The sequence below is a fragment of the Streptomyces sp. NPDC026538 genome (assembly GCF_055567535.1).
The window spans coordinates 85253-111290 of sequence record NZ_JBVHQG010000002.1 but is presented as its reverse complement, the minus strand read 5'-3'; the positions used below and the strand labels follow the sequence as shown (position 1 = coordinate 111290).

General features: G+C 70.9%; 20 protein-coding genes. 6 read left to right on the top strand and 14 right to left on the bottom strand.

The window, feature by feature from the left end:
* Positions 1-2: 2 nt before the first annotated feature.
* The 5 genes from pgi to tkt form a co-directional block, all read right to left on the bottom strand.
* Positions 3-1643: a glucose-6-phosphate isomerase gene (gene pgi, locus ACZ4N4_RS07425; RefSeq protein WP_467585540.1), complete on the bottom strand. Its 1641-nt coding sequence runs from the start codon at positions 1641-1643 to the stop codon at positions 3-5.
* On the bottom strand, positions 1636-2571 hold the full coding sequence (gene opcA / locus ACZ4N4_RS07420) for a glucose-6-phosphate dehydrogenase assembly protein OpcA (RefSeq protein ID WP_453567527.1): 936 nt from the start codon (positions 2569-2571) through the stop codon (positions 1636-1638). Before opcA ends, pgi begins: the two co-directional genes overlap by 8 nt.
* A complete protein-coding gene (gene zwf / locus ACZ4N4_RS07415; protein ID WP_467585537.1) occupies positions 2568-4136 on the bottom strand; it encodes a glucose-6-phosphate dehydrogenase in 1569 nt (522 codons plus the stop codon). The genes opcA and zwf overlap by 4 nt, the downstream gene beginning before the upstream one ends.
* On the bottom strand, positions 4136-5278 hold the full coding sequence (gene tal, locus ACZ4N4_RS07410; protein ID WP_453567531.1) for a transaldolase: 1143 nt from the start codon (positions 5276-5278) through the stop codon (positions 4136-4138). Before tal ends, zwf begins: the two co-directional genes overlap by 1 nt.
* Positions 5279-5340: 62 nt before the next feature.
* A complete protein-coding gene (tkt, locus tag ACZ4N4_RS07405; RefSeq protein WP_467585534.1) occupies positions 5341-7419 on the bottom strand; it encodes a transketolase in 2079 nt (692 codons plus the stop codon).
* 145 nt (positions 7420-7564) lie between these two features.
* Between tkt and ACZ4N4_RS07400 the strand changes: the two genes are divergently transcribed.
* Positions 7565-8461 (top strand): helix-turn-helix domain-containing protein, encoded by an 897-nt coding sequence (locus tag ACZ4N4_RS07400; RefSeq protein WP_453567535.1) that lies wholly within the window; start codon positions 7565-7567, stop codon positions 8459-8461.
* Positions 8462-8512: 51 nt separating this feature from the next.
* Here the strand turns inward: ACZ4N4_RS07400 and ACZ4N4_RS07395 are convergent, their stop codons facing one another.
* Positions 8513-9928, bottom strand: a complete 1416-nt coding sequence (locus ACZ4N4_RS07395; RefSeq protein WP_453567537.1) for a glycoside hydrolase family 16 protein — start codon at positions 9926-9928, stop codon at positions 8513-8515.
* A 180-nt stretch (positions 9929-10108) separates the two neighbouring features.
* Complete coding sequence (locus tag ACZ4N4_RS07390; protein WP_467585531.1) at positions 10109-11356, bottom strand: L,D-transpeptidase; 1248 nt, start codon at positions 11354-11356, stop codon at positions 10109-10111.
* A gap of 300 nt (positions 11357-11656) precedes the next feature.
* Here ACZ4N4_RS07390 and ACZ4N4_RS07385 point away from each other — a divergent pair, with 300 nt between their 5' ends.
* On the top strand, positions 11657-14323 hold the full coding sequence (locus ACZ4N4_RS07385) for an FAD/NAD(P)-binding protein (RefSeq protein ID WP_467585529.1): 2667 nt from the start codon (positions 11657-11659) through the stop codon (positions 14321-14323).
* 242 nt (positions 14324-14565) lie between these two features.
* Here ACZ4N4_RS07385 and ACZ4N4_RS07380 read toward each other — a convergent pair whose 3' ends face one another.
* A complete protein-coding gene (locus tag ACZ4N4_RS07380) occupies positions 14566-15336 on the bottom strand; it encodes an IclR family transcriptional regulator (protein ID WP_467585526.1) in 771 nt (256 codons plus the stop codon).
* Entirely contained in the window at positions 15333-15752 is a 420-nt protein-coding gene (locus ACZ4N4_RS07375; RefSeq protein WP_453568102.1) for a MarR family winged helix-turn-helix transcriptional regulator, read from the bottom strand. Before ACZ4N4_RS07375 ends, ACZ4N4_RS07380 begins: the two co-directional genes overlap by 4 nt.
* A 259-nt stretch (positions 15753-16011) precedes the next feature.
* Here ACZ4N4_RS07375 and ACZ4N4_RS07370 point away from each other — a divergent pair, with 259 nt between their 5' ends.
* From ACZ4N4_RS07370 to ACZ4N4_RS07355, 4 genes are read left to right on the top strand one after another with little or no spacing between them, the layout of a single operon-like run.
* Positions 16012-16929, top strand: a complete 918-nt coding sequence (locus ACZ4N4_RS07370) for an SDR family NAD(P)-dependent oxidoreductase (RefSeq protein WP_467585523.1) — start codon at positions 16012-16014, stop codon at positions 16927-16929.
* Positions 16929-17804: an amidohydrolase family protein gene (locus ACZ4N4_RS07365; protein ID WP_362573186.1), complete on the top strand. Its 876-nt coding sequence runs from the start codon at positions 16929-16931 to the stop codon at positions 17802-17804. The genes ACZ4N4_RS07370 and ACZ4N4_RS07365 overlap by 1 nt, the downstream gene beginning before the upstream one ends.
* A 9-nt stretch (positions 17805-17813) precedes the next feature.
* Positions 17814-19322 (top strand): acyl-CoA synthetase, encoded by a 1509-nt coding sequence (locus ACZ4N4_RS07360; RefSeq protein ID WP_467585520.1) that lies wholly within the window; start codon positions 17814-17816, stop codon positions 19320-19322.
* 14 nt (positions 19323-19336) lie between these two features.
* Positions 19337-19792: a MaoC family dehydratase gene (locus ACZ4N4_RS07355; RefSeq protein WP_453567546.1), complete on the top strand. Its 456-nt coding sequence runs from the start codon at positions 19337-19339 to the stop codon at positions 19790-19792.
* Here the strand turns inward: ACZ4N4_RS07355 and ACZ4N4_RS07350 are convergent, their stop codons facing one another.
* From ACZ4N4_RS07350 to ACZ4N4_RS07330, 5 genes are all read right to left on the bottom strand, one after another.
* Positions 19793-20338 carry a hypothetical protein gene (locus tag ACZ4N4_RS07350; protein WP_467585517.1) on the bottom strand — a complete coding sequence of 182 codons (546 nt, stop codon included), beginning with the start codon at positions 20336-20338 and terminating at the stop codon, positions 19793-19795.
* A gap of 67 nt (positions 20339-20405) precedes the next feature.
* On the bottom strand, positions 20406-21170 hold the full coding sequence (locus ACZ4N4_RS07345) for a Crp/Fnr family transcriptional regulator (protein WP_453567549.1): 765 nt from the start codon (positions 21168-21170) through the stop codon (positions 20406-20408).
* Between the two features lie 2 nt (positions 21171-21172).
* Positions 21173-21325: a hypothetical protein gene (locus ACZ4N4_RS07340; protein ID WP_453567551.1), complete on the bottom strand. Its 153-nt coding sequence runs from the start codon at positions 21323-21325 to the stop codon at positions 21173-21175.
* A 1151-nt stretch (positions 21326-22476) separates the two neighbouring features.
* Complete coding sequence (locus ACZ4N4_RS07335; protein WP_467585514.1) at positions 22477-24147, bottom strand: CehA/McbA family metallohydrolase domain-containing protein; 1671 nt, start codon at positions 24145-24147, stop codon at positions 22477-22479.
* Between the two features lie 23 nt (positions 24148-24170).
* Positions 24171-26003 (bottom strand): LamG-like jellyroll fold domain-containing protein, encoded by a 1833-nt coding sequence (locus ACZ4N4_RS07330; protein WP_467585511.1) that lies wholly within the window; start codon positions 26001-26003, stop codon positions 24171-24173.
* Between the last annotated feature and the right edge of the window lie 35 nt (positions 26004-26038).

The window sequence follows — 26038 nt, the reverse complement described above, 5'->3', positions numbered from 1 at the left end:
GTTCACTTCCTAAGCGTGCGGTACGTGGAGACCAGAGCGGTGGTGGACGGGTCGAGGCCGGGCACGTCGGCGCCTTCGGTCAGGGCGGGCTCGATGCGCTTGGCGAGGACCTTGCCGAGCTCCACGCCCCACTGGTCGAAGGAGTCGATGTCCCAGACGGCGCCCTGGACGAACACCTTGTGCTCGTACAGCGCGATCAGCTGGCCGAGCACGGACGGAGTCAGCTCACGGGCCAGGACCGTCGTCGTCGGGTGGTTGCCCTGGAAGGTGCGGTGCGCGACCTGCTCCTCCGCGACGCCCTCCGCGCGGACCTCCTCGGCCGTCTTGCCGAAGGCCAGCGCCTGGGTCTGGGCGAAGAAGTTCGCCATCAACAGGTCGTGCTGCGCCTTGAGTTCACCGCTCAGCTCGGCGACCGGCTCGGCGAAGCCGATGAAGTCCGCCGGGATCAGCTTCGTGCCCTGGTGGATCAACTGGTAATAGGCGTGCTGACCGTTGGTGCCGGGCGTGCCCCACACCACGGGACCCGTCTGCCAGTCCACCGGACGGCCGTCCCGGTCCACCGACTTGCCGTTGGACTCCATGTCCAGCTGCTGCAGGTAGGCGGTGAACTTGGAGAGATAGTGCGAGTACGGCAGCACCGCGTGCGACTGGGCGTCGAAGAAGTTGCCGTACCAGATGCCCAGCAGGCCGAGCAGCAGGGGCGCGTTGGCCTCGGCGGGGGCGGTGCGGAAGTGCTCGTCGACCAGGTGGAAGCCGTCGAGCATCTCGCGGAAGCGGTCCGGGCCGATCGCGATCATCAGCGAGAGGCCGATGGCGGAGTCGTAGGAGTAGCGGCCGCCGACCCAGTCCCAGAACTCGAACATGTTGTCCGGGTCGATGCCGAAGTCCGTGACCTTCTCGCCGTTCGTGGAGAGGGCGACGAAGTGCTTCGCCACCGCCTTCTCGTCACCTTCGAGACCGTCGAGCAGCCACTTCCGCGCCGAGGTCGCGTTGGTGATCGTCTCGATCGTCGTGAACGTCTTCGAGGCGACGATGAACAGCGTCTCCGCGGGGTCCAGGTCGCGGGTCGCCTCGTGCAGGTCGGCGCCGTCCACGTTGGACACGAAACGGAACGTCAACTCCCGTGCCGTGAAGGCCCGCAGGGCCTCGTAGGCCATCGCCGGGCCCAGGTCGGAGCCGCCGATGCCGATGTTGACGACGTTCCTGATGCGCTTGCCGGTGTGGCCGGTCCACTCGCCGGAGCGGACCCGCCCGGCGAAGTCGCCCATCTTGTCCAGGACCGCGTGCACGGCCGGCACCACGTTCTCGCCGTCCACCTCGACCACCGCGTCACGCGGGGCGCGCAGAGCGGTGTGCAGGACCGCCCGCCGCTCGGTGACGTTGATCTTCTCGCCGCGGAACATCGCGTCCCGCAGCCCGAACACGTCGGTGGCGGTGGCCAGTTCCTGGAGCAGGGCGAGGGTCTCGTCCGTGATCAGGTGCTTGCTGTAGTCGATGTACAGGTCGCCGACCCGTACGACGTACCGCTCGGCGCGAGCCGGGTCCGTCGCGAACAGCTCACGCAGGACCGGCTGTCCCTGGGCGCGGTGGTCCTCCAGGGCGGCCCACTCGGGCCGCTGGGTGAGCCGGGGATTGTCAGACATCGGAAGCGGTCTCCTTGGTGCCCTCGCCCCGGAGAGCGATGGCGTACATCTCGTCGGCGTCGAGGCGGCGCAGCTCCTCGGCGATCAGTTCTGAGGTGGCGCGGACCTTCAGCGCGAGGGTGCGCGGCGGCTGGCCCGGCAGGGTCAGGGTGGCCAGCGGGCCCTCGGGGCGGTCGATGACGATCTCGCCGGTCGCGGTGCCCAGCCGTACCTTCGTGACGACCGGGCCGGGGGAGACCACGCGGTCCACCTTGACACCCAGGCGGGCCTCCAGCCAGCGGGCGAGGAGTTCGGCGCTGGGGTTGTCCGCCTCGGCCTCGACGGCCGCCGAGGTCACGGCGACCCGGGCCTGGTCGAGGGCGGCGGCCAGCATGGACCGCCACAGGGTGAGCCGGGTCCAGGCGAGGTCGGTGTCGCCTGGCGCGTAGTTGCGGCCGCGGGCCTCCAGGACCTCCATCGGCCGCTCGACGGCGTACAGGTCGGTGATCCGGCGCTGGGCGAGGGCGCCGAGCGGGTCCTTGGACGGGGTGTCCGGGGCCTCCACCGGCCACCACACGACGACCGGGGCGTCCGGCAGCAGCAGCGGCAGCACCACCGAGTCGGCGTGGTCGGAGACCTCGCCGTAGGTGCGCAGCACGACCGTCTCGCCGGTGCCGGCCTCGGAGCCCACCCGGACCTCCGCGTCCAGGCGGGAGGCGGTGCGGTCGCGCAGGGTGCGGGCGTGCCGCTTGATGACGACCAGGGTGCGCGAGGGGTGCTCGTGCGAGGCCTCCTCGGCCGCCTTGATCGAGTCGTAGGCGTTCTCCTCGTCCGTGACGATCACCATCGTCAGGACCATGCCCACCGCAGGGGTTCCGATGGCGCGGCGACCCTGCACCAGCGCCTTGTTGATCTTACTTGCCGTGGTGTCGGTCAGGTCGATCTTCATGGCCTGCGCCAGCTCCGTCCGTCTCGTGCGAGCATCTCGTCGGCTTCCTTCGGTCCCCAGGTGCCCGACTCGTACTGCGCGGGCTTGCCATGCTTCGCCCAGTACGTCTCGATCGGGTCGAGGATCTTCCAGGACTCTTCCACTTCCTGGTGACGGGGGAACAAATTGGCGTCACCGAGCAGCACATCCAGGATGAGCCGCTCGTACGCCTCGGGGCTGGACTCGGTGAACGACTCGCCGTACGCGAAGTCCATCGTCACGTCCCGGATCTCCATGGAGGTGCCCGGCACCTTGGAGCCGAACCGGACCGTCATGCCCTCGTCGGGCTGGACGCGGATGACGATCGCGTTCGCGCCGAGTTCCTCGGTGGCCGTCGAGTCGAAGGGAGAGTGCGGGGCCCGCTGGAGGACGACGGCGATCTCGGTGACGCGGCGGCCGAGCCGCTTGCCGGTGCGCAGGTAGAAGGGGACGCCCGCCCAGCGGCGGTTGTCGATCTCCACCTTGACCGCGGCGTAGGTGTCGGTCTTCGACTTGGGGTCGATACCGTCCTCCTGGAGGTAGCCGATCACCTTCTCGCCGCCCTGCCAGCCCTCGGCGTACTGGCCGCGCACGGTGTGCTTGCCCAGGTCCTCCGGCAGCCGCACCGACTTCAGGACCTTCAGCTTCTCGGTGAGCAGCGCGTCCGCGTCGAACGCGATCGGCTCCTCCATGGCGGTCAGGGCCATCAGCTGGAGCAGGTGGTTCTGGATGACGTCACGGGCCGACCCGATGCCGTCGTAGTACCCCGCGCGGCCGCCGATACCGATGTCCTCGGCCATGGTGATCTGCACGTGGTCGACGTAACTGCGGTTCCAGATCGGCTCGTACATCTGGTTGGCGAAGCGCAGCGCCAGGATGTTCTGGACGGTCTCCTTGCCCAGGTAGTGGTCGATCCGGAACACCTGCTCCGGGTCGAACACGTCGTGCACGACCCGGTTGAGGTCCTGCGCCGACGCCAGGTCGTGGCCGAACGGCTTCTCGATGACCGCGCGCCGCCAGGACCCGGCCGGCGGGGTGGCCAGGCCGACCTTCTTCAGCTGCTGCACGACCTTCGGGAAGAACTTCGGCGGCACGGAGAGGTAGAAGGCGAAGTTCCCGCCGGTGCCCCGGGAGCCGTCCAGCTCGTCGACGGCGGCCTTCAGCTGCTTGAAGGCCGTGTCGTCGTCGAAGTCGCCGGGGATGAAGCGCATGCCCTCGGCGAGCTGCTGCCAGACCTCCTCGCGGAACGGGGTTCGGGCGTGCTCCCGCACGGCGTCGTGGACGACCTGGGCGAAGTCCTGGTCCTCCCAGTCCCGGCGGGCGAAGCCGACGAGCGAGAAGCCCGGCGGCAGCAGACCGCGGTTGGCCAGGTCGTAGACGGCCGGCATCAGCTTCTTGCGGGACAGGTCACCGGTCACCCCGAAGATGACCAGGCCGGACGGCCCGGCGACCCTCGGCAGCCGCCGGTCGCGCGCGTCCCGCAACGGGTTGTCCCAGTCGGCGGCGGGCGCCACGGGCACCCGCACCTCCTTGGCGGTCTCGCTCATTACGCGTCAACTCCCTTGCTGTTCAAGGACTTCGTGACGGCGTCCAGCAGCTCCTGCCAGGCCACCTCGAACTTGGCGACACCCTCGTCCTCCAGCTTGCCCACGACCTCGTCGTAGGAGACGCCGAGCCGCTCGACGGCCGCCAGGTCGGCGCGGGCCCGGTCGTAGCCGCCGGTCACCGTGTCACCGCGGACGTCGCCGTGGTCGGCGGTGGCGTTCAGCGTCGCCTCCGGCATGGTGTTGACCGTGCCCGGCGCGACCAGCTCGTCGACGTAGAGGGTGTCCTTGTACGACGGGTCCTTCACGCCGGTGGAGGCCCACAGCGGGCGCTGCCGGTTCGCGCCGGCGGACTCCAGGGCGGTCCAGCGGTCACCGGCGAAGACCTGCTCGTAGGCCTCGTAGGCGAGCCGCGCGTTGGCCAGCGCGGCCCGGCCCTTGAGGGCCAGCGCCTCGTCGGTGCCGAGGACCGTCAGCCGCTTGTCGATCTCGGCGTCGACGCGGGAGACGAAGAAGGAGGCCACCGAGTGGATCGTGGAGAGGTCCAGGCCCTTGGCGGCTGCCCGCTCCAGGCCGGCCGAGTACGCGGCCATGACCTCGCGGTAGCGGTCCAGCGAGAAGATCAGCGTGACGTTGACGCTGATGCCGAGGCCGATGACCTCGGTGATCGCCGGGAGGCCGGCCTTCGTCGCCGGGATCTTGATCATGACGTTGGGGCGGTCGACCAGCCAGCTGAGCTGCTTGGCCTCGGCGACCGTGGCCGTGGTGTCGTGGGCCAGCCGGGGGTCGACCTCGATGGAGACCCGGCCGTCCCGGCCGCCCGTCGCGTCGTACACGGGGCGCAGCACGTCCGCGGCGGCGCGCACGTCCTGCGTGGTCATCATGCGGACGGCCTCGTCGACCGTGACGCCCCGCACGGCGAGGTCGGCCAGCTGCTCCTCGTACCCCTCGCCCGAGCCGATGGCGGCCTGGAAGATCGAGGGGTTGGTGGTGACGCCGACGACGTTCCTCGTCGCGACGAGCTCGGCCAGGTTGCCGGTGCTGATCCGCTTGCGCGACAGGTCGTCCAGCCAGATCGAGACGCCCTCGTCGGACAGGTTCTTCAGTGCTCCCGCGGTGGCGGTTGCTTCGGTCACAGTGATCATCTTCCTCTACCGGAACTCTTCTGGCTCTTCTGGTACTGCTGTCGGGGCTTCAGTCGGGCGGATCAGGCGGTACGGGCGGCGGCGCGCGACTCGCGGGCCGCGGCGGCCACGTGCTCGGCGGTGAACCCGAACTCGGCGAACAGGGTCTTGGCGTCGGCGGAGGCACCGAAGTGCTCCAGGGAGACGATCCGTCCGGCGTCGCCGACGAACCGGTACCAGGTCAGGCCGATCCCGGCCTCGACGGCGACCCGCGCCTTCACGGCCGGCGGCAGGACGCTCTCGCGGTACTCGCGGGGCTGCTCCTCGAACCACTCCACGGACGGCATCGAGACCACCCGGGTGCCGATCCCCTCGGCCTCCAGGAGGTCCCGCGCCTCGACGGCCAGGTGCACCTCGGAACCGGTGGCGATGACGATCACCTCCGGGGTCTCGGTGGACGACTCGCGCAGCACGTAGCCGCCCTTGGCCGCGTCCGGGTTCGGCGCGTACGTCGGCACGCCCTGGCGGGTCAGCGCGAGCCCGTGCGGGGCGGGGTGCGTGGCGTGCCTCTTCAGGATCTCGGCCCACGCCGTCGCGGTCTCGTTGGCGTCGGCCGGGCGGACGACGTTCAGGCCCGGGATGGCGCGCAGCGAGGCGAGGTGCTCGACCGGCTGGTGGGTGGGGCCGTCCTCGCCGAGACCGATGGAGTCATGGGTCCATACGTAGGTCACCGGGAGCTGCATGAGCGCGGCCATGCGGACGGCGTTGCGCATGTAGTCGGAGAACACCAGGAAGGTGCCGCCGTAGATCCGGGTGTTGCCGTGCAGCGCGATGCCGTTCATCTCGGCGGCCATCGAGAACTCGCGGATCCCGAAGTGGACGGTACGGCCGTACGGGTCGGCCTCGGGCAGCGGGTTGCCCTTCGGCAGGAAGGAGGACGTCTTGTCGATGGTGGTGTTGTTGGAGCCCGCGAGGTCGGCGGAGCCGCCCCACAGCTCGGGCAGTACCGGGCCGAGCGCCTGGAGGACCTTGCCGGAGGCGGCCCGGGTGGCGAGGGACTTGCCCTCCTCGAAGACGGGGATCTCGGACTCCCAGCCCTCGGGGAGCTGGCCGGCGACGACCCGGTCGAAGAGCCGCGCCTGCTGCGGCCGGGCGGTGCGCCACTCGGCGATCCGCTTGTCCCAGGCGGCGTGCTCCTCGGCGCCCCGGTCGAGCGCCCGGCGGGTGTGGGCCAGCACCTCGCCGGCCACCTCGAAGCTCCGCTCCGGGTCGAAGCCGAGGACGCGCTTGGTGGCGGCGACCTCGTCCGCGCCGAGCGCGGAGCCGTGGGAGGCCTCGGTGTTCCGCGCGTTCGGCGCGGGCCAGGCGATGATCGTGCGCATCGCGATGATCGACGGCCGCTCGGTCTCCGCCTGGGCCGCCTTCAGGGCCGCGTACAGGGCGTGAACGTCGACGTCACCCTCGGCGGTGGGCTCGATGCGCTGGGTGTGCCAGCCGTAGGCCTCGTACCGACCCAGCACGTCCTCGGAGAACGCGGTCGCGGTGTCGCCCTCGATGGAGATGTGGTTGTCGTCGTAGAGGAAGACCAGGTTGCCGAGCTTCTGGTGGCCGGCCATCGAGGAGGCCTCGGCGGAGACGCCCTCCTCCAGGTCCCCGTCGGAGACGATCGCCCAGATCGTGTGGTCGAAGGGAGAGGTGCCCTCGGGGGCCTCCGGATCGAAGAGGCCGCGCTCGTAGCGGGCGGCCATCGCCATGCCGACCGCGTTGGCGACGCCCTGGCCGAGCGGTCCCGTGGTGGTCTCGACACCGGCCGTGTGGCCGTACTCCGGGTGACCCGGCGTCTTCGAGCCGTGCGTCCGGAAGGCCTTGAGGTCGTCAAGCTCCAGCTCGTACCCGGCGAGGAACAGCTGGGTGTAGAGGGTCAGCGAGGTGTGGCCGGGGGAGAGCACGAAACGGTCCCGGCCGGTCCACTCCGGGTCGGCCGGATCGTGCCGCATCACCTTCTGAAAGATCGTGTACGCGGCCGGGGCCAGGCTCATTGCGGTGCCGGGGTGCCCGTTGCCGACCTGCTGCACGGCGTCGGCCGCGAGCAGGCGCGCGGTGTCCACGGCACGCCGGTCCAGGTCGGTCCACTCGAAGCCGTCTGATGTCTGCGTGCTCATCTTCAAGAAGTCCTCGTTAGAAGCGTTCTGGCTGGCCTGACGCGTTCAAAACTAAAAGTCTGACTTTTAGGAAGGAAGGTTGGAGTGTGTCAGCCTGTGGTGAAAGTGGGACACGGATCTTCGACAGGGACGGCACGAGAAGGACATGGCGGACAGAACGCCCGAAGGGGCAGGCGACGGTGACGGAATCAGAACCTTCCCCTTCCCGGTGGATCTGAGCGTCGGCGGCGTCGGCATACAGGTCGGCCCGATGGGGACCGAGCGCATGTGGCACGCCGACGCCCCCCTGGAACGCGTCCACCGCATCGACTTCCACGTGGTCATGCTCTTCACCGAGGGCCCGGTCCGTCACATGATCGACTTCGCCGAGTACCAGGCACAAGCCGGTGACCTGCTGTGGATCCGGCCCGGACAGGTGCACCGCTTCTCGCGGACCTGCGAGTACCGCGGAAGTGTCCTGACCATGCAGCCCGGATTCCTGCCGAGGGCGATCGTGGAGGCGACCGGCCTCTACCGGTACGACCTGCCGCCCCTGCTCCGTCCCGACGCGCCGCAGCTCACCGCGTTGCGGGCATCGCTCGCCAACCTGCAACGCGAGTACGAGGACAACGAGACCCTCCCCCTGAGTCTGCACACCTCGGTCCTGCGGCACTCGCTCACGGCGCTCCTGCTGCGGCTCGCGCATCTCGCGGCCAGCTCGGCGGAGGCGGCCCGCCGCCAGGCCGATACGACTTTCACCCTTTTCAGGGACGCGGTGGAGGAGGACTTCGCCACCAACCACAGTGTCAGCGCCTACGCCGACGCCCTCGGTTACTCCCGCCGCACCCTGGTCCGCGCGGTCCGCGCCGCCACCGGGGAGACCCCGAAGGGCTTCATCGACAAGCGGGTCGTCCTGGAGGCCAAACGCCTGCTGGCCCACACGGACCTCCCGATCGGCCGGGTGGGCGCGGCGATCGGCTTCCCGGACGCGGCGAACTTCTCCAAGTTCTTCCACCTGCACACGGGGCAGACGCCGGTGGCGTTCCGCGCGGAACTGCGCTGACACGGCGACGGCGCCGGAGGCAACCCCGGCGCCGCGTGTCCGACTCCCGCGTCAGTGACCGAAGTCGAACCAGTTCACGTTCACGAAGTCCGCCGGCTGACCGCTGCTGAAGGTCAGGTAGACGTCGTGGGTGCCCGTCACCGCGCTGATGTTGGCCGGGACCGTCGTCCAGGTCTGCCAGCCGCCGGTGTTGCCCACGGCGAAACTGCCGATGGGCGCGTTGCTGCGGCTGTCGAGACGGACCTCCACCAGCCCGCTGACACCGCTCGCCGCACCGCTCGCGACTCGCGCCTTGAACTGAGTGGCCGCCGACGAGCCGAAGTTGACGCCCTTGTACAGCGCCCAGTCGCCGTTGGCGACGTAACCGATGTCCTGGCCGCCGCCCGTGTCGGTCGTCGTCTCGGCGGTCACGCCGGACTGGCTGTCGTACGACTCCGCCTGGATGGCGCTGTAGGCGTCACGGTTACCGGACGGCGGGGGCGTGGTGCCGCCACCGCTGCCGCTGGACTGGAGCACCTGCACATAGTCGACGACCATCGGGTGGCCCGGCTCGGTGGTGCTGTAGGGGCCACCGCCGAACGCGCCGGGGAAACCGCCGCCCATCGCCACGTTCAGGATGACGAAGAAGCCGTGGTTGGTGGCGTTGGACCAGGTCGTGGCATCGACCTGGTTGGCCGTCACCGTCTGGTAGTTGACGCCGTCGACGTAGAAGCGGATCGCCTCGGGGCTCACCGAGCGGTCCCACTCCATCGTGTAGGTGTGGAAGCCGGACTGGCAGGTGGTGTTGGGGCAGGAGGTGGAGTTGCCGATACCGGTGGTCTCGTTGCACGGACCGCCCGGGTTCGTGCCGCAGTGCATGGTGGCCCACGTGGTGTTCAGGCCTTGCACGTTCTCCATGATGTCCAGCTCGCCGACGGACGGCCAGTTCTGGTAGTTGCCGCGGAACGGCGCCCCGAGCATCCAGAACGCGGGCCAGTACCCTTGCGCCGCCGTGCCGGTGACATTGGGCATCTGCAACCGCGCCTCGACGCGCAGTTTGCCGCCGGCCGGGGGCTGGAAGTCGGTGCGGGTGGTCTCGATGCGGCCCGACGTCCAGTTGCCCGACGCGTCGCGGCGCGGGGTGATCGTCAGATTGCCGTTGCCGTCGAGCGCGACGTTGTTGGTGGACGAGGTCATCGTCTCGACCTCGCCCGTGCCCCAGTTGGCCGCGCCGCCGGGGTACGAGATCCCGGTGTCGTACTGCCAGTTGGAGGTGTTGACGCCGGTGCCGGCGGTGCCGTTGAAGTCGTCGAGGAAGACCTGGCTCCAGCCGGACGGCGTACCGGGCGCGGAGGCGCTTGCGGGCAGGGTGGCGGTGGTGGCGGCCGCGGCCGCCAGACCGATCGTGGCGAGTACGGCGACGAGGGCGCGGCGGAGGGAGCGCCGCCGTCTGTGATCCGCGGGGGGTATACCGGAGGTTTCGCTCATGGGGTGCCTCTCGGGTACGGAGTGGGGGTGCGCGGGATGCCTCCGAGAGCGCCGGGAGACGTTGCTGAGAGCGCTCTCAAAGTGGGCCCAATGTGCTCTCCGTGCCTGCGGCCGTCAAGAGTTAAAACAAAGAATCTCCTTGTTTCCCACGGGAGTTCAGGCGGTGAAGGCGGCTGCGGGTCAGACCGCGCTGCCGGCCTTCCAGTCCGACCAGGGCAGGTTCCAGCCGTTGAGGCCGTTGGAGGCCTCGACGGTCCTCTCGCCGGAGTTCTTCACGATCACCACGTCGCCGAGCATCGAGCTCTCGTAGAACTTGTAGCCGGCCACCGAGGAGCCGCTCGCGCCCTTGGCGTCGTGCAGGCCGACACAGCCGTGGCTGGTGTTCTGGCTGCCGAACACCGAGGTGGACGCCCAGTAGTTGCCGTGCACGAAGGTGCCGGAGGTGGTCAGGCGCTGGGCGTGCGGGACGTCGGAGATGTCGTACTCGTCGCCGAGGCCGACCGTGGAGGACTCCATCCGGGTCTGCTTGAACCGCTCGCTGATCACCATGATCCCGGACCAGGTGGTGTGGTCGGAGTCGCCGCCGGAGACCGGGTAACTGGCGTACGTGGCGCCGTCCCGCTTGACCACCATCTGCTTGGTGGACAGGTCGACCGTGGAGATCTGCTCCCGGCCGATGTGGAAGGTGACGTCCTTCGACTGGGTGCCGTAGACACCGTCGGTGCCCTCGACGTCCTTCAGCCGCAGACTGAGGGTGATCTTCGTGCCGGCCGCCCAGTACGTCTCCGGGCGGAAGTCGAGCCGGGTGTCGCTGAACCAGTGCCCGACGATCTCGACCTGCGGCTCGGCCGTCACCGTGATCGCCTTCTGGACCGCCGCCCGGTCCGCGACCGCGTGCGTGAAGTTGATCGACACCGGCATGCCGACACCGGACGTGGAGTCCGCCTCCGGCGTGAAGTAGCCGAGGAAGGTCTCACCCGGGGACTTCGTGGTGAAGGTGGCCACCGTCTCGTCGGTCGCGCCCCGCGCCTTCGCCGTCACCGTGTACTTCGTGCCGGAGTAGGGGTTCTTCGCCGACGTCCATGTCGTCCTCGCGTCGTCGAAGGTGCCCGACAGCGTAGAGCCGTCGTTGCCCGCGACCGTCACGGAGGCCAGCGTGCCGTCGGTCACCGTGACCTCCACCGGGCTGGTGAAGTCGGCCTTCCTGGTGCCGGAGACGGGGGTGACCGTGATCGTGGCCTTCTTGGTCGCGGACTTGGCCGGGGCCGTCGCGCCCTTGCCGTCGGTGGCGGCCGAGGCGTCCGCCGAGGAACCGCATCCGGCCAGCGCGACCCCCGCGGGCACCGCGCCGAGAGCGGCGAGGAGTCCGCGCCGGGACCACCTCCGCGACTGCCGACCGGACCCGTTCGATATGTGCTGGACGCCCACGACACGCCTTCCTGACTTGTCCACCTGTGTCAGGGCATCCTGCGCCGGTTGTATGGGCGGTTCCTTTGAATCGCGGGGGTGATCCCTGAGATTCCCATGAGGAGCTCCGGGTGTCGCCCTGCGGAGCCGGAACGAGTCGACCGGAACTCCGGTTGTCCGCGGCTTGGTTCGTGAACAGAGTATGAACGCCCGACCGGCGGCCTGAGTTTCCGGTGAGATCCCCCTCCCGGAAGGGCTTCCCCACCTATCCGATCGGAAGAGTGAAGAACCAGTACGCCGATCCCCCGCCGGAGGTATTCCGTGACCGACGTCCGCAAGCGGCAGAGCGTGGCCATCGTGGGAGCAGGAGCGGCGGGCACCCTCACCGCCGTCCAGCTCTGCGAGACGGCGCACCGCCGCCGGACCCCGCTCGACCTCGTCCTGATCGACCCGGCCCCGGAGGCGGGCCGGGGCACCGCCTACGCCACTCGCGACCCCCGGCACCGCCTCAACGTGCCCGCCGGCAACATGAGCGCCTACCCGGACGACCCCGGGCACTTCCTGCGCTGGCTGTGCCGGCACGGCGAACCCACCGTCACCGGCGCCGACTTCGCCACCCGCTACCGCTACGGCGCCTACCTCGCCGACACCCTCGGCCAGGCCCTCGTGCGTGCCCACGGCACGGTCGCGGTCCGCCGGCTGCGCACCCGCGCGGAGTCCTGTACCGGCACCCCCGACGGTCGGCTGGAACTCCACCTCGCCGCCGGGGGACCCGTGCCGGCGGACAGCGCCGTGCTGGCCACCGGTCCCGCCGGGGCCACCGGCGGCTGGGCCCCGCCCGCCCTGCGCGCCTCGGACCGGTTCGTCGGCACCCCGTGGGCGCCAGGTGCCCTGGACCCCGTACTGGACAGCCCCGAGGACGTCCTGCTGGTCGGCACCGGTCTGACCGCCGTCGACCTCGCCCTCACCCTCGACCGCCCCGGCCGTGCCATGCACGCCCTGTCCCGCAGCGGGCTGCTGCCCCAGCCGCACGCCCTCGGCCCGGCCGGCGCGATGCCCGCCCCGGAGGGCCTCGACGACACGTCGCTGGGCCGGCTGCGCCGCGCGGTCTACCGCCAGGTGAGCCGCTCGGTACGCACCCACGGCGACTGGCGCCCGGGCCTGGACAGCCTCCGCCCGCACACCGCTCGGCTGTGGCGCAGCCTCACCCCCGAGGAGCGCGAGGAGTTCCTGGCCCGCGAGGGCGCCCTGTGGAACACCCACCGCCACCGGATGGCCCCCGCCACCGCGGAACACGTCTCCCGCGCCCGCACCGCACGCCGCCTGCACGTCCACACCGGCACCGTGGCCCGTGTCACGGCCGGCGAGTCCGGCCCTCTCGCCGTCGAGCTGTCCAACGGCCATGTGGTGCACGTCGGTTGGGTGGTGGACTGCACCGGACCCGGCCGCCGTCTGGACGCGCCGTTGTGGCAGGCCCTGTTCACCGCCGGGCTCGCCGTGCCCGGACCGCTGGGCATGGGCGCGGCCACCCGCGACGGACGGCTCCTCGATGCCCAAGGCCGCGCCGCGGGGCCCCTGTTCACGCTCGGCGCCCCGCGCCGTGGCGAGCTGTGGGAGACCACGGCGATCCCCGAGATCCGCGTGCAGGCCGCCGAGCTGGCCCAGCGGCTGCTGCCGCTGCCCGGGCGCAGTCGGGCCTCCCGGCGTCCCCTCGACGGCCACGGGCTGCCGCTCTCCACCCACGCCGAGGCGGCCGCCGCCTACCGCAGCGGTCTCGACCGGGTCCTCAAGGTGCGCTCCGGCGCCGAGGACGCCCTCGCCCGCGCGGTCGCCCTCGACCCCGGCTTCGCCCTCGGCCACGCGGCCCTGGCCCTGCTGGGCCACGAGTGCGCCGCCGCCGTCGACGTGCCCCGCGCCCTCGCCGACGCCCAGCGCTCGGCCCGCGAGCGCGCCGACGAACGCGAACGGTCCTTCGTGGACGTGGTCACCCGCCGGGTGACCGGCGACGACGGGGACGCGGCGCTCGTACGGCATCTGCGGGAGCACCCGGGAGACGCGCTGGCGCTCGCGGCCGCCGTGCCCACCATCGCGTTCTCCGGGGTGAGCGATCTCCAGGACGACGACGCCCTGCGCCTGCTCGACCTGACCTCGCCGGCCTACGACGGGCACTGGTTCCACACCTCGCTGCTGGCCTTCCTGCGCCAGGAGCAGGGCCGGCTGCACGAGGCGGCCGAGCTGGCCCACCGCGCGCTGGCCGCCGAGCCCGCCTCCGGGCACGCGGTGCACGCCCTGGCCCACGTCCACTACGAGTCCGGGGCGCACGAGGCGGGCCGGGACTGGCTCGACGGCTGGGTGTCCGGGCGCGGACGGGGCGCGGTGCACCGGGCGCACTTCTCCTGGCACATCGCCCTGCACGAACTCGCCCTCGACGACCCGGCCGCCGTCCGCCGCCGCTGGTTCGCCCAGCTCCAGCCGGGCCGGGTGGGCGGGGTGCGGGCGCTGGTGGACTCCGGTTCGCTGCTGTGGCGGGCCCGGCTCAGCGACAGCTGGGACGGGGACCTGCCGGCGGCGGACGTCCTGGACTCGGTGGCCCGGGAGGTGCTGGAGCGGCCCGCGACCGCGTTCACCGCGCTGCACGTGGCCGTCGCCCTCACCGCCGCCGGCGACCTGCCCGCGCTGCGCCGGCTGCGCGACCACGCGGCCGCCGCCGACCCGGTGCAGCGGGAGGTGATCGCGCCGCTGTGCGAGGCCTTCGCCGATCTCGTCGAGGAGCGCTTCCACGAGGCGGCCCGGGGTCTCGACGCCCTGCTGCCGGTGCTGCGCAGGGTCGGCGGCAGCGCGGCCCAACGGGAGGTCGTGGCGGAGACGTTGCTGTACGCGCTGGTCGCGGGCGGCCGCTGCGACGCCGCCCGGCGTCTGCTGGACGCCCGCCTCGACCGCAAACCGGCGCCCCGCGACCGGCGGTTGCGCGCGGCACTGCCCGCCTGAGCCGACGGCACGGGTGCGCGTCCCCGCCGGACGACCGGCGGGGACGCGCACCCGGACACCCCCGCCGTCGGCTTCGCCCAGGCCTGCGACTGCTTCCCGAGTACCGGTGGCCCACGGCATCCGCGAGGAGATCCCGGCCGGCAAGGGCGGCGCCCAGAGCAGGTCCACGCCCCCGACCTGATCTCCCTACACGCGCTCGGCCTTTCTCCACACCCACCGCGACTGGCCGGGAACGGGCGGCGCTACCCGGCCCTTTCCGGGCGTTCCGGCTGCCAGCCCAGGGCCCGGGAGATGCCACGGGCCGCCAGCCGTACCGCCGGGACCAGCGCCGGTACCTGGGCGTCGGCCTGGGGCACCACCACCGAGACGGCCGAGAGCACCTGCCCCGCCGCCCCGCGCACCGGAGCCGCCACCGACAGCGCGTCGTCGGTCACCTGACGGCTGCTCACCGCGACCCCGGTGCGCCGCACCTCGGCCAGCGAGCGCCGCAACCGGCCCGGATCCGTGATGGTGTACGGGGTGAAGGAGTCCAACGGGCTGGCGCAGTAATCCAGTTGGAACCCAGGGCTCTCGTGCGCGAGCAGGACCAGGCCCACCCCCGTCGCATGCAGCGGCCAGCGGGCGCCCACCCGGATGTGCACGCCCACCGCCGAACGCCCCGACAGCCACTCGATGTAGACGACCTCGGAGCCGTCCCGCACCGCCAACTGCACGTTCTCATGGGTCGCCTCGTACAGGTCCTCCAGATACGGCAGCGCGACCTGACGCAGCGCCAGCCCCCGGGGCGCCAGCGCGGCCAGCTCCCAGAGCCGCAGCCCCACGTGGTAGAAACCGTCGGCGTCCCGCTCCAGCGCGCCCCACGTGGTGAGCGCGCCGACCAGGCGGTGCGCGGTGGTCAGGGAGAGCCCGGCCCGGCGGCTGATGCCGCTCAGGCTGAGCGCCGGATGCCCGTGGTCGAACGCGGCCAGCACCGACAGCAGCCGCTCGGGTGCGGAGCGGGCGGCGGCGGTCATGGCCGGTCGGCGACGCGCAGCAGCAGAGCGTGGAGCGCCTGGCGCTCGGCGGGGTCGAGCGGGCCCAGCAGATCGTCGGTGACCCGCCGGCCCGCCTCGTCGGTGTCCCGCAGGAAGGCACCGCCGGCCTCGGTGAGGACGACGATCCGGCTGCGGCGGTCGTCGGGGGAGGGGCGCCGCTCGGCGAAGCCCAGCTTCTCCAGGTCGTCGACCAGGCCGACGATCGCGCTCGGGTCGTAGCCGAGCCGGGTGCTCAGCTCCCGCTGGAGCGCCCCCTCCGAGGTGGCGAGGAAACGCAGCACCGCGTAGTGGCGCAGCCGCACCCCCGACTCCTGCAGGAACGTGTTGAAGAGCTGCCCCGAGCGCAGGCCCAGGCGGTACAGCAGGTAGCCCGTGTCCGCGTGCAGCCCGCGCATCCACGGTTCGTCCGCGTCGATCGAGGTCGGGTTCTCGGTGTGCTGGCGGGTGATGGCCGTCTCCCTGCTCCGGGCCCCGGCGGCGGGGCGGTCTGTGGCGCGGATTCCAGCATGGCGCACCCGTGGATGGGCAACAACTATTGACGACAACAATTATTGCTCTTAGCTTCGATCTCGAAGCCCCCCTCGCCTCTCATCCGAGAAGCCGCATCCGTCGTACCCGCAAGCCGCACCCGTCGTACCCGAAGGGACATCGCCCGTGCCCAGCATCGATCTCACCGGCAAGGCCGCCGTCGTCACCGGCAGCGGCCGGGGCCTCGGCCTCGCCTACGCCCACGCACTCGCCGCCCACGGCGCCCGCGTGGTCGTCAACGACGTGGACGAGGCCGTCGCCGAGCAGGCCGTGAAGTCCATCACCGAGGCCGGCGGCACCGCCGTCGCCGAGGTGGTCCCGGTCGGCACGAGCGAGGCCGCGGACCGGCTGGTCGCCCGGGCCGTGGCGGAGTTCGGGCGGCTCGACGTCCTGGTCACCAACGCGGGCATCCTGCGCGACAAGGTGCTGTGGAAGATGACCGACGACGACTTCGACGCGGTGCTCACCACCCACCTCAGGGGCACCTTCACCTGCGCCCGCGCCGCCGCCGTCCGGATGCGCGAGCAGGGCGAGGGCGGCACCCTGATCCTTGTCGGCTCCCCGGCCGGCCAGCGCGGCAACTTCGGTCAGACCAACTACGCCGCCGCCAAGGCCGGCATCGCCGCCATGGCCCGTACCTGGTCGATGGAGCTGGGCCGGGCGAACATCACGGTCAACGCGATCGTCCCGGTGGCCGCCACCGCGATGACCGAGACCATCCCCGCCTTCGCCCCGTACGTCGAGGCCATGAAGAACGGTGAACCGCTGCCGGACCTGCTGCGCAAGGGCGAGGGCTTCGGCACCCCCGAGGACTGCGCGGCCGTCGTCCCCTTCCTCGCCTCCGCGGCCGCCCGCTCCATCACCGGCCAGGCCATCGGCATCGGCGGCGACAAGGTGGCACTCTGGTCGCACCCGCAGGAGATCAGGGCCGCCTACGCCGACGGCGGCTGGACCCCCGACACCCTGGCCGACGCCTTCCCCACGACGATCGGCGCCGAGCTCCAGACGGTCGGCATCCCGGCGCCCCGACTCCCGGAGGCGTGATGGACATCGAGGCACTCACGGCGATCGACGTCCACACCCACGCCGAGGTCTCCGCCAAGGGGCACTCCTCCCTCGACGACGACCTGCACGACGCCTCCTCCGCCTACTTCAAGGTCGAGGGCAAGCGGAAGCCGACCATCGAGGAGACCGCCGCCTACTACCGTGAGCGGAACATGGCCGCCGTGATCTTCACGGTGGACGCCGAGTCCGCGACCGGCACCGCGCCCGTCCCCAACGAGGAGGTCGCCGAGGCGGCCGCCGCCAACGCGGACGTCCTGATCCCCTTCGCCTCCGTCGACCCCTTCCGCGGCAAGGCGGGAGTCCGGCAGGCCCGCCGCCTGGTCGAGGAGTACGGCGTCAAGGGCTTCAAGTTCCACCCCAGCATCCAGGGCTTCTTCCCCGACGACCGCGCGGTGGCGTACGGCCTCTACGAGGTGATCGAGGAGACCGGCACCATCGCCCTCTTCCACACCGGCCAGACCGGCATCGGCGCCGGCGTCCCGGGCGGCGGCGGGATCAGGCTGAAGTACTCCAACCCGCTGCACGTGGACGACGTGGCGGCCGACTTCCCGCACCTGAAGATCATCCTGGCGCATCCGTCCTTCCCCTGGCAGGACGAGGCCCTGGCGGTCGCCACCCACAAGCCGGGCGTGCACATCGACCTGTCCGGCTGGTCGCCGAAGTACTTCCCGCCGCAACTGGTCCAGTACGCCAACACGCTGCTCAAGGACAAGGTGCTGTTCGGCTCCGACTTCCCCGTCCTCACCCCCGACCGGTGGCTCGCCGACTTCGCGAAGCTGCCGGTCAAGGACGAGGTCCGGCCGAAGATCCTCAAGGAGAACGCCGCCCGTCTGCTCGGACTGACCAAGCCGTAAGGGGCCGAGATGCGCAACGAGGGACTGGGGTCGTGGCCCGCACGCCGGGCCCGCAAGACCCCGCACCGCACGGCGCTGGTACACGGTGAACAGACCACCGACTACCGCACGTTGTACACGCGCACCACCCGTCTCGCGCACGCCCTGCGCACCCGGGGCGTCCGCCGCGGCGACCGCGTCGCCTACCTCGGCCCCAACCACCCCGCCTACCTGGAGACCCTCTTCGCGGCCGGCACCCTCGGCGCGGTCTTCGTCCCGCTCAACACCCGCCTGGCCGGCCCGGAGATCGCCTACCAGCTCGCCGACTCCGGCGCCAAGGCCCTCCTGTACGGCCCCTCGCACGCCGGTCTCGTCGCGGGCCTGCCCGGCACCACCGACGTCCGGACGTACGTCGAAGTCGGCCCCGAGTACGAGGAGTCGCTCGCGTCGGCGGTGGACGACCCGATCGACGAACCCGTCTCCCCCGACGACACCTGCATCATCATGTACACCTCGGGGACGACCGGCCGCCCCAAGGGCGCGATGCTCACGCACGCCAACCTGACCTGGAACGCGGTCAACGTCCTGGTCGACACCGACCTGATCGCCGACGAACGCGCCCTGGTCTCGGCCCCGTTGTTCCACACGGCGGGCCTCAACATGCTCACCCTGCCGGTCCTCCTGAAGGGCGGTACCTGTGTCCTGGTGGCGGCCTTCGACCCGGAGGCGACCCTCGACCTGATCGAGGAACACCGGATCACCTTCATGTTCGGGGTGCCGACGATGTTCGACCAGGTGGCCCGCCACCCGCGCTGGCAGGCCACCGATCTCTCCTCCCTGCGCATCCTCACCTGCGGCGGCTCCCCGGTCCCGACCCCGCTGATCGCGGCCTACCAGGAACGCGGGCTGACCTTCCTCCAGGGCTACGGCATGACCGAGGCCTCGCCCGGCACCCTCTTCCTCGACGCCGAGCACGCGATCGGCAAGGCGGGCTCGGCGGGCGTGCCGCACTTCTTCAGCGACGTACGGGTGGTACGGCCCGACCTGACCCCGGCCGACGTCGACGAACCCGGCGAGGTCATGGTCCGCGGCCCGCATGTGATGCCCGGCTACTGGGGGTTGCCGGAGGAGACGGCGGCCGCTTTCGCGGACGGCTGGTTCCGCAGCGGGGACGCGGCCCGGGTCGACGAGGACGGTTACGTCTACATCGTCGACCGCCTCAAGGACATGATCATCTCCGGTGGCGAGAACATCTACCCCGCCGAGATCGAGGACCTGCTCCTCGCCGACCCCGACATCGTGGAGTGCGCGGTGATCGGCGTGCCGGACGACAAGTGGGGCGAGGTGCCGCGTGCGGTGGTCGTCCCCCGAGAAGGCGCCGCCCTCGACCCCGACGCGGTGCTGGCCTCCCTGTCCGGCCGGCTCGCCAAGTACAAGCTCCCGAAGTCGGTGGTGCTCGCGGACGAACTCCCGCGCACCGCCGCCGGGAAGCTCCTCAAGTCCCGTGTGCGCAAACGCTACGGATCCGCCAACTCATAGCTAAGGACAGCGACATGAGCGTCACCGTCAACGGCCTCGACGAACTGAAGAAGCTCGCGGGCAGCGACCTGGGGGAAAGCGAGTGGATCGAGGTCACCCAGGACCGCATCGACACCTTCGCCGACGCGACCGGCGACCACCAGTGGATCCACGTCGACCCCGAGCGCGCCGCCGAGGGCCCCTTCGGCGCCCCGATCGCCCACGGCTGTCTCACGTTGTCGTTGTTCATCCCCCTCTTCACCGAGCTGCTGGACGTCCGGGGCGTCACCACGAAGGTCAACTACGGCCTGAACAAGGTGCGTTTCCCGTCCCCGGTGAAGGCCGGCTCCCGGATCCGGCTGGCCGCCCGGCTGGCGGAGGTCGAGGAGGTGCCGGGCGGGGTGCAGATCGCCGTGGAGGGGACCATCGAGATCGAGGGCGGCACCAAGCCGGCCGCCGTGCTGCAGAGTCTGTCGCGGTTCTACGCCTGATCAGGTGGGCCTGCGCAGCGTGCGGATCCGCTGCTGTGCGGTGCTGACCGCTTTCTTGAGCTCGATGCGGGCGTGTTCCTGCGTCATCGCGGCCGCCAGCTGCGTGTTGAGCGCGGTGATCTCGACCCTTCCGGCGGTCGGCGGCGCGGGGAGCACCGTGGGCAGATAGCGGTCCAGGCGCTCCACGACGGCCTGGAGTTCGGGGCGGATCGGCTCCGTGGCCTGCGCCGCGTCCTCGAGGAGATGGCGCAGGCCGTGCAACGGCTCGAAGTCCGCCGCGCGGCACGGCTTGTGGGCCCACTCGCACAGCATCTCGACGAGCCTCCTGAGGTAGGTCGAGGCGTCCTCGAAGTCCTGGGCGTCGTCGTCGGCCTCGCGCATCCGCTTCACCCAGGCCAGCACCTTGCGGTAGTGGAGCAGACCGAGGATGCCGAGGGCGGTGGCGGCCGCGCCCGAGGCGGCGCTCACCAGGACGGTGGCCGTGTCGGCGGAGGCCAACGCGGTGGAACTGGACATCATGGCGGTGATCCGTTCATGAAAACGCACGAACACCCCTCGGGAAGGGGCCGGGAAGGCTCGTGGCGTGGGGACGGGGGAGCGGGTCGGGCGGGAGCTACGAGATCGTGGCGATGGTGCGGAGCAGCGGAAGGTCCGTCACCACGAACTGGCGGTACCCGCTGCGCAGGATGCCGTCCGCGGGCAGACCGCTGTCCTGGTCGGGGGTGCGCAGCCGACGGAGCGTGTTCTCCACGGTCGAGACACCGAGGAGCAGGGCGTCCGCGATGTCCTTCTGGCTCGGGCCCAGGATGGTGATGTGGCCGGGGGCGGCGGCGTCGGTCGTGCCGGCGATCTCGGCGAGATGGACGAGCAGCGCGCCCACCCGCGCCAGCGGCGTCCGGGTCATGGTGCCGTAGATCTTCTCGTCGGTGCGGCTGCGGTCCTCCAGGCTGCGCAGCAGGGCCAGTTGGATCCGCGGGCGCCTGCGCAGCAGGATGTTCATGGGCTGCACGGGGCAGGGCATGACCCAGGTCGTGGTGAGGCAGGTCGTCCGGACCGCGGCGCCCGGCTCGATGAGCTTGGCCTCGCCGAGCAGTTGACCGACGCCACGGAAGCGGGTGATCCGGGGCGCGCCCTCGGCGGCGCCGAAGGGGTGACGCTCCTGGCGGACGCAGCCGCCGAGGACGATGTGCACCTGTTCGTCCGCCGGTCCGATGGGCAGTTCCTCGTCGCGTTCGTAGACACGGCTGTCCGCGCCCCACTCGCTGACCAGCAACGGCCAGTCGGCGCCGGGAAGTCGGGCGAGAAAGCTGCCGGCGGGCATGGGCTGGCGTCCGTTGAGGACGTCGCCGGTCCGGAAGGCGTCGACCCTGGGGACCATGGTCAGGCCCGGGTCGCGCGGGCCGTGGCCACGGGCGGGCGGCCGGGCCGCCGTACCGGGTCCTGGGGGTCACGCAGCGTCAGATGCGACGGGACGTCCCGGTGCGGGCGCGGGACGGGAGATGTGCCGAAGCCATCGGCGATGGCGGTGTTCATCGGTCTGAGGTCCTTCTTGCCGGTGCGGGCGGGGATCCCGGGTGTGACGCTGGCTGCGGCACACCCGGACGACGGGTCCAGGTCCTCTCCCTCGCGTTGTCGGCCCGGGTGGTTAGTCCGGGCTGCGAGGCGAAGACTTTTCACAAGCTACCCCCCTGCCCGAGGAAATCGCCAGTCACGGATGACAGAGAGCGAACTTTCCTGTCGCGGGTCCCCGGGAAATCATCTCCCTCGCGAGAGGGAGTTCCCGTACACGGCTCGACAGGGCTGTGGCCTCCATCACATCTCCCTGGTGGAGCATGATCGATACGGGTTTTTCCGGGAGTGCACCATTGAAAGCCTATGCGGTTCGCGGTACGAATATTTCCCGCAGATGAGCGGCGGCGGGCCCAGATGTAAACGCGGGGGAAAATGAGGAGGCCCCGGGGAACCACCCCCGGAGCCTCCCGGAAAGGGCCTGGACCCGTCGAGGTTCAGACCGACACCCAGTAAACACCACCTGCTCGGAAACGGCGGCACGGGATGGCAACTCCCCGGGCCGGAGCCCCCATGGGGAGGGGTTTGCCGCATCGACTTCTACGACGGGGTCGACGACGCCCAGCGGCCCGCCCTCGCGGGCAGAAAGTCCGTGTTGCGGCTCTGGTCCGGTTATGTTCCGCGTCTTGTGTCGTTCGTCGTGTGGGTAAGTGCGTGAGTGGTGAATGACGATCGCTTGAGGATCGCTCCAGACCGCTCGATGAGGGGTCCGCTTGGCGCGGAACGGTTCCGCTTACCTGTTCGATGTATGCAGTATGTGGTCGCCCGCTGCATAAATCTACGCGGTGGAGGGGGCTGTTTTCCGGCGCATATGAGACCGCGTACGATCGCCCGGCGTGATTTCGACGGTTATTCCCGGGGTGTCGGCCCGCTTTGTTTCGAATTATGGTCCCGAGAATTGTCGACCCTGTTCCCGGGTCAGGTTCTTCGTTCGCGGAATGGCGTCCCGCCGGGAATTGGCAACGTTCTCCGTGATGGTGGGCCGGCGGTGAAATGGCAGCGCCGGGGCGCCGCAGGCAATCGTTCTCCAACTCTCTGTAGCGAGTCGGACACGATTCACGCACGCCTACCACGCCCCGGCGGTCACGCAAGGTGAGCGAATGGACGACGAATCGTCAGGAACCCACCACATCCACGAAGATGGGGTTGGAATAGAACCACGTGTCCGCCCACGGGTCGCCGTTGCCCGGCTCGTGGGTGATCGGGCCGTGCGGGTCGACGGACGCGCCCAGGTAGCCGGTGCCGTTCCGGTTGCCGTCGCTGCCCCGCAGCCGGACGTAGAAGGACTCGTCGCCCGCGGTGAGCGGGATGCGCAGGGTGTACGTGCCCTCGCGGCCGGACACGTCCTTCGTCTGGACGACCCTGGTGTCGGGTGCCTGCCAGGTGTCGCGGTCGGCGACCGGACCGCGCACCGCGCCCCGGATCACGTCCACGTGCGCCAACCCGGGCAGGATTCCCCGGGCGTTGACCCGGGACGCCGTCGTCACCGTCACGTTCAGAGTGATCCGCTCGCCCCTGCGCACCCGCAGCCGGCCGCCCAGGGTGACGCCGTCGCCGTGGTCGCGGTCCCGCTTCAGGCGGACGTCCAGGCCGTCCAGCAGATGCCCGTGGTCCAGCCAGACCCGGCCCGCCCGCAGCCCCGCCATCACCGCACGGTAGCCGTACCGGGTGACGCCGACGTGGGTGCGGCTGAACTCGCCGGGCCAGAAGTCGCTGCCGGGCTGCGGCGTGTCGGTGTTCACCGGGTCCGGCAGCCGGCCGGTGTTGTCGAAGTTCTGCCCCGGCGGCCAGTCGCCGTTCTTCCAGGTGTCGAAGACCGTCCGGTGATTGTCGGAGTTGGTGGTGATGGTGAACAGACGACCCTCCGACAGCATCGCGTCCCACAGGCCGCCCACCGTCGCCGTAGCCCAGTCGAAACCGCCGTACGTCAGGTACGCGTCCGCCGGGTAGCCCGCCCAGGACTGTGCGGAGGGCTTGTTCTCGTACTCGCCGCGGATCGAGGTGGCGCCGCGCCAGCCGGGGATCGCGGCGCCCTGGGCGCCGGGCGCGCCCTCCATGCCGATCATGATCTCGGGGGCCGCGTCCCGCCAGTTGCGCATCTCGCCCGGCGAGTCGATGCCCAGCCGCAGCGGGTGGTTGGCGAGGACGAGGACGTCGTCGACATAGCCCGTACGGCGCTGCTCGGCCAGCCACCTGATGGCCTTGACGGCGTGCGCCTCGTTGCGCGCGGTGTCCGCGTCGGCCGCGCCGCCCTTGTCGTAGCCGAGCAGCTTGCCGTCGTAGGCCAGCTCGAACTGCGTGAGCAGGTCGGTCTCGTGGCGACCCGGCGCGGCGAACACGGTGGCGTGCTCGGCGGCCGGGATGTACCACTCCAGGCCCTGGAAGATCAGCTGACGCGGGTTCTCCCGGCGGGCCTCGAGGATCTCCGCGTGCTCCAGCTTCGCGCCGTAGTAGGCGTGCCCGAAGTTGGAGTGCTCGTTGAACACCATCCAGTCCAGGCCGAACCGGGCGGCGGCCCGGGCCTGCTGGGAGAACGTGTACTTCGCGTCGTGGCTGTACACGGAGTGGACGTGGTGGTCGCCGACCAGGTAGGCGAGGCGGGGGTCGGCGCCGCCGAGACCCCGTCCGGTGGCGGCCGACGCGGGGGTGGCCGCCGAGCCGAGGGCGAACGCGGCACCGAACAGGCCCGCGCGGCGCAGGAGTCCGCGGCGGGACACGCCCTGGGCGTCCAGGTCGGCGGGGGAGACGGCAGGATCGGCCCAGCTGGGCAGCTGCTGCTCGGTCATGATGATGATCCTCGTGACGGGGGTCAGTGGGTCATGAAGGAGGAGACGGGCAGCGCCCGGGAGACGATCCGGACGTCGCCGAGGCGGCCGTGCAGGATCTGGTCGATCCGGTCCGCGTACTCGTAGCCGCCGAGCAGCCAGGGCTTCCCGGCCGAGGCGATGCCGGTCGCGGCGGCGTGCGGGTTGCGGGCCACCGGGCAGCCCTGGACGTACATCGTGGTGTGCCGTCCGTCGTTGACGACGGCGAGGTGCCACCAGGTCTCACGGGCGGTCTCGTCGCCCCAGTTGGTGACCAGCTGCTGCTGGTTGAGCGGGTGCATCGCCCACTGCGGACCCGGCCCGTCGGAGATGGACAGGGTGGCGAGCGGCTCGTCCGGGTCGTCGGTGACCGTGCCGACCGAGCCGTTGCGGCCGGTCCGGCTGACCAGGCCCGACCAGGCGTTGTGCGAGGCGTCCCAGTCGGCGGGCAGCCAGTAGAACGCCTCGATGGTGTAACCGTCCTTGAAAGTCGCCGAGTTGAGCGGGGCGCCGTCGATCGTCCGCAGATACGCACCCCGCAGCGGCGACTTGTAGCCGGTGAACTCCAGGCTGCCGTGGCCCGGCTGGTCCGGGTGGTGGTCCGCCGACCAGCCGAGGGTGCCGCCGCCCACCGAGACCACGGTGAGGTCGTTGCCGTGGCCGGACAGGTCACGGACCGTACCGGAGACCGCCGAGTCGAACCTCCAGTAGGCGGCCGTGCCCCGGACCAGCAGCTGCGAGGCGGGCCGCGCCGGACGGACCGGCACCGGGGCGAAGCCGGCGAAGCGGTCCTCGAAGTCGATGTCGACGGAGAAGCGGTCGCCGTCGCCGCTCAGCTCCATCTCCTGCCGCTCCAGCTCGTTGAGGCCCTTCTTGGCCCGGCCGAGGATCCACGGCGAGACCGTCTCCACGTCGATGACGTTCCGGTCCAGGTCGAAGTGGTAGAGGCGGATCATCGCCGCGCCGCCGAAGTAGCGGTTCTGGTAGTTCGTCAGGTGCAGGTGCACGTCGTTGCCGGCCGCGTTCTCGCGGGTGGCGCGGCGGGCCGGCCAGAAGTGGCCGTTCAGGGTGAGGAAGATCTGGTCGTGCTCGTCGATCAGCTGGTCCCACAGCTGCTGCCCGTAGTCCGACAACGTGTCGTCGTCCACGACCAGTTCGTGGGTGGTGAGGATGACCGGCGCCTTCGGGTGCCGGGCGATGACGTCCTTCGCCCAGGCGTACCCCTTCGCCGACAGCCGCCAGTCCAGCGCCAGCACCAGCCACTCGCGCCCGGCCGCCCGGAACAGGTGGTAGGTGTTGTAGCCGTCCGGAGAGGCTCCGCCGAACGTCGGCTTGTCCTTGAAGCGCTGCGGCCCGAAGGCCTCCAGGTACGGCGTGTCCCCGCGCTGGTCGTCCGTGGACGACCTGATGTCGTGGTTGCCGGCCAGGACGCTGTAGCCGACCCCGCGCCGGTCCAGGATCCCGAAGGCCTTGCTGATCGCCGCGAACTCCTCCGCGGCCCCGTTCTGGGTGAGGTCGCCCAGGTGGCTCAGGAAGACGATGTTCTCGTCGGCCTCACCGCCCTGCTCCAGGAGATACCGCAGGGACGCCTCGACCGGCGCCGGGTTGATGCTCGGCCCGTCGAAGAGGTACTGGGTGTCGGGCATCACCGCGAGGGTGAAGCGACGGCTCTCCGGGTCGGGCCGCCGGCCGGAGCCGGCGGACGCCTCGGCGACGGCCGGCAGCGCGACACCGGCGGTGGCGGCGGCGCCGAGCAGCGCGGTGGCCCTGAGGAAGTTGCGTCTGCCGGCTCCGGCCTGTGCGGCCTCGCCCTGGGCGTGGTCATGCGACGTACACACGTGTGCTCCGTGGATAAGGAGAAGTGACGGCGAAG

Coding starts and splice junctions, on each gene's coding strand:
- ACZ4N4_RS07340 (WP_453567551.1), bottom strand. CDS start 21,325: ATGAACACCGCCATCGCCGATGGCTTCGGCACATCTCCCGTCCCGCGC.
- ACZ4N4_RS07380 (WP_467585526.1), bottom strand. CDS start 15,336: ATGACCGCCGCCGCCCGCTCCGCACCCGAGCGGCTGCTGTCGGTGCTG.
- ACZ4N4_RS07355 (WP_453567546.1), top strand. CDS start 19,337: ATGAGCGTCACCGTCAACGGCCTCGACGAACTGAAGAAGCTCGCGGGC.
- zwf (WP_467585537.1), bottom strand. CDS start 4,136: ATGAGCGAGACCGCCAAGGAGGTGCGGGTGCCCGTGGCGCCCGCCGCC.
- ACZ4N4_RS07335 (WP_467585514.1), bottom strand. CDS start 24,147: ATGACCGAGCAGCAGCTGCCCAGCTGGGCCGATCCTGCCGTCTCCCCC.
- opcA (WP_453567527.1), bottom strand. CDS start 2,571: ATGAAGATCGACCTGACCGACACCACGGCAAGTAAGATCAACAAGGCG.
- ACZ4N4_RS07375 (WP_453568102.1), bottom strand. CDS start 15,752: ATGCGCGGGCTGCACGCGGACACGGGCTACCTGCTGTACCGCCTGGGC.
- pgi (WP_467585540.1), bottom strand. CDS start 1,643: ATGTCTGACAATCCCCGGCTCACCCAGCGGCCCGAGTGGGCCGCCCTG.
- ACZ4N4_RS07345 (WP_453567549.1), bottom strand. CDS start 21,170: ATGGTCCCCAGGGTCGACGCCTTCCGGACCGGCGACGTCCTCAACGGA.
- ACZ4N4_RS07365 (WP_362573186.1), top strand. CDS start 16,929: ATGGACATCGAGGCACTCACGGCGATCGACGTCCACACCCACGCCGAG.
- ACZ4N4_RS07400 (WP_453567535.1), top strand. CDS start 7,565: ATGGCGGACAGAACGCCCGAAGGGGCAGGCGACGGTGACGGAATCAGA.
- tal (WP_453567531.1), bottom strand. CDS start 5,278: ATGATCACTGTGACCGAAGCAACCGCCACCGCGGGAGCACTGAAGAAC.
- ACZ4N4_RS07360 (WP_467585520.1), top strand. CDS start 17,814: ATGCGCAACGAGGGACTGGGGTCGTGGCCCGCACGCCGGGCCCGCAAG.
- ACZ4N4_RS07395 (WP_453567537.1), bottom strand. CDS start 9,928: ATGAGCGAAACCTCCGGTATACCCCCCGCGGATCACAGACGGCGGCGC.
- tkt (WP_467585534.1), bottom strand. CDS start 7,419: ATGAGCACGCAGACATCAGACGGCTTCGAGTGGACCGACCTGGACCGG.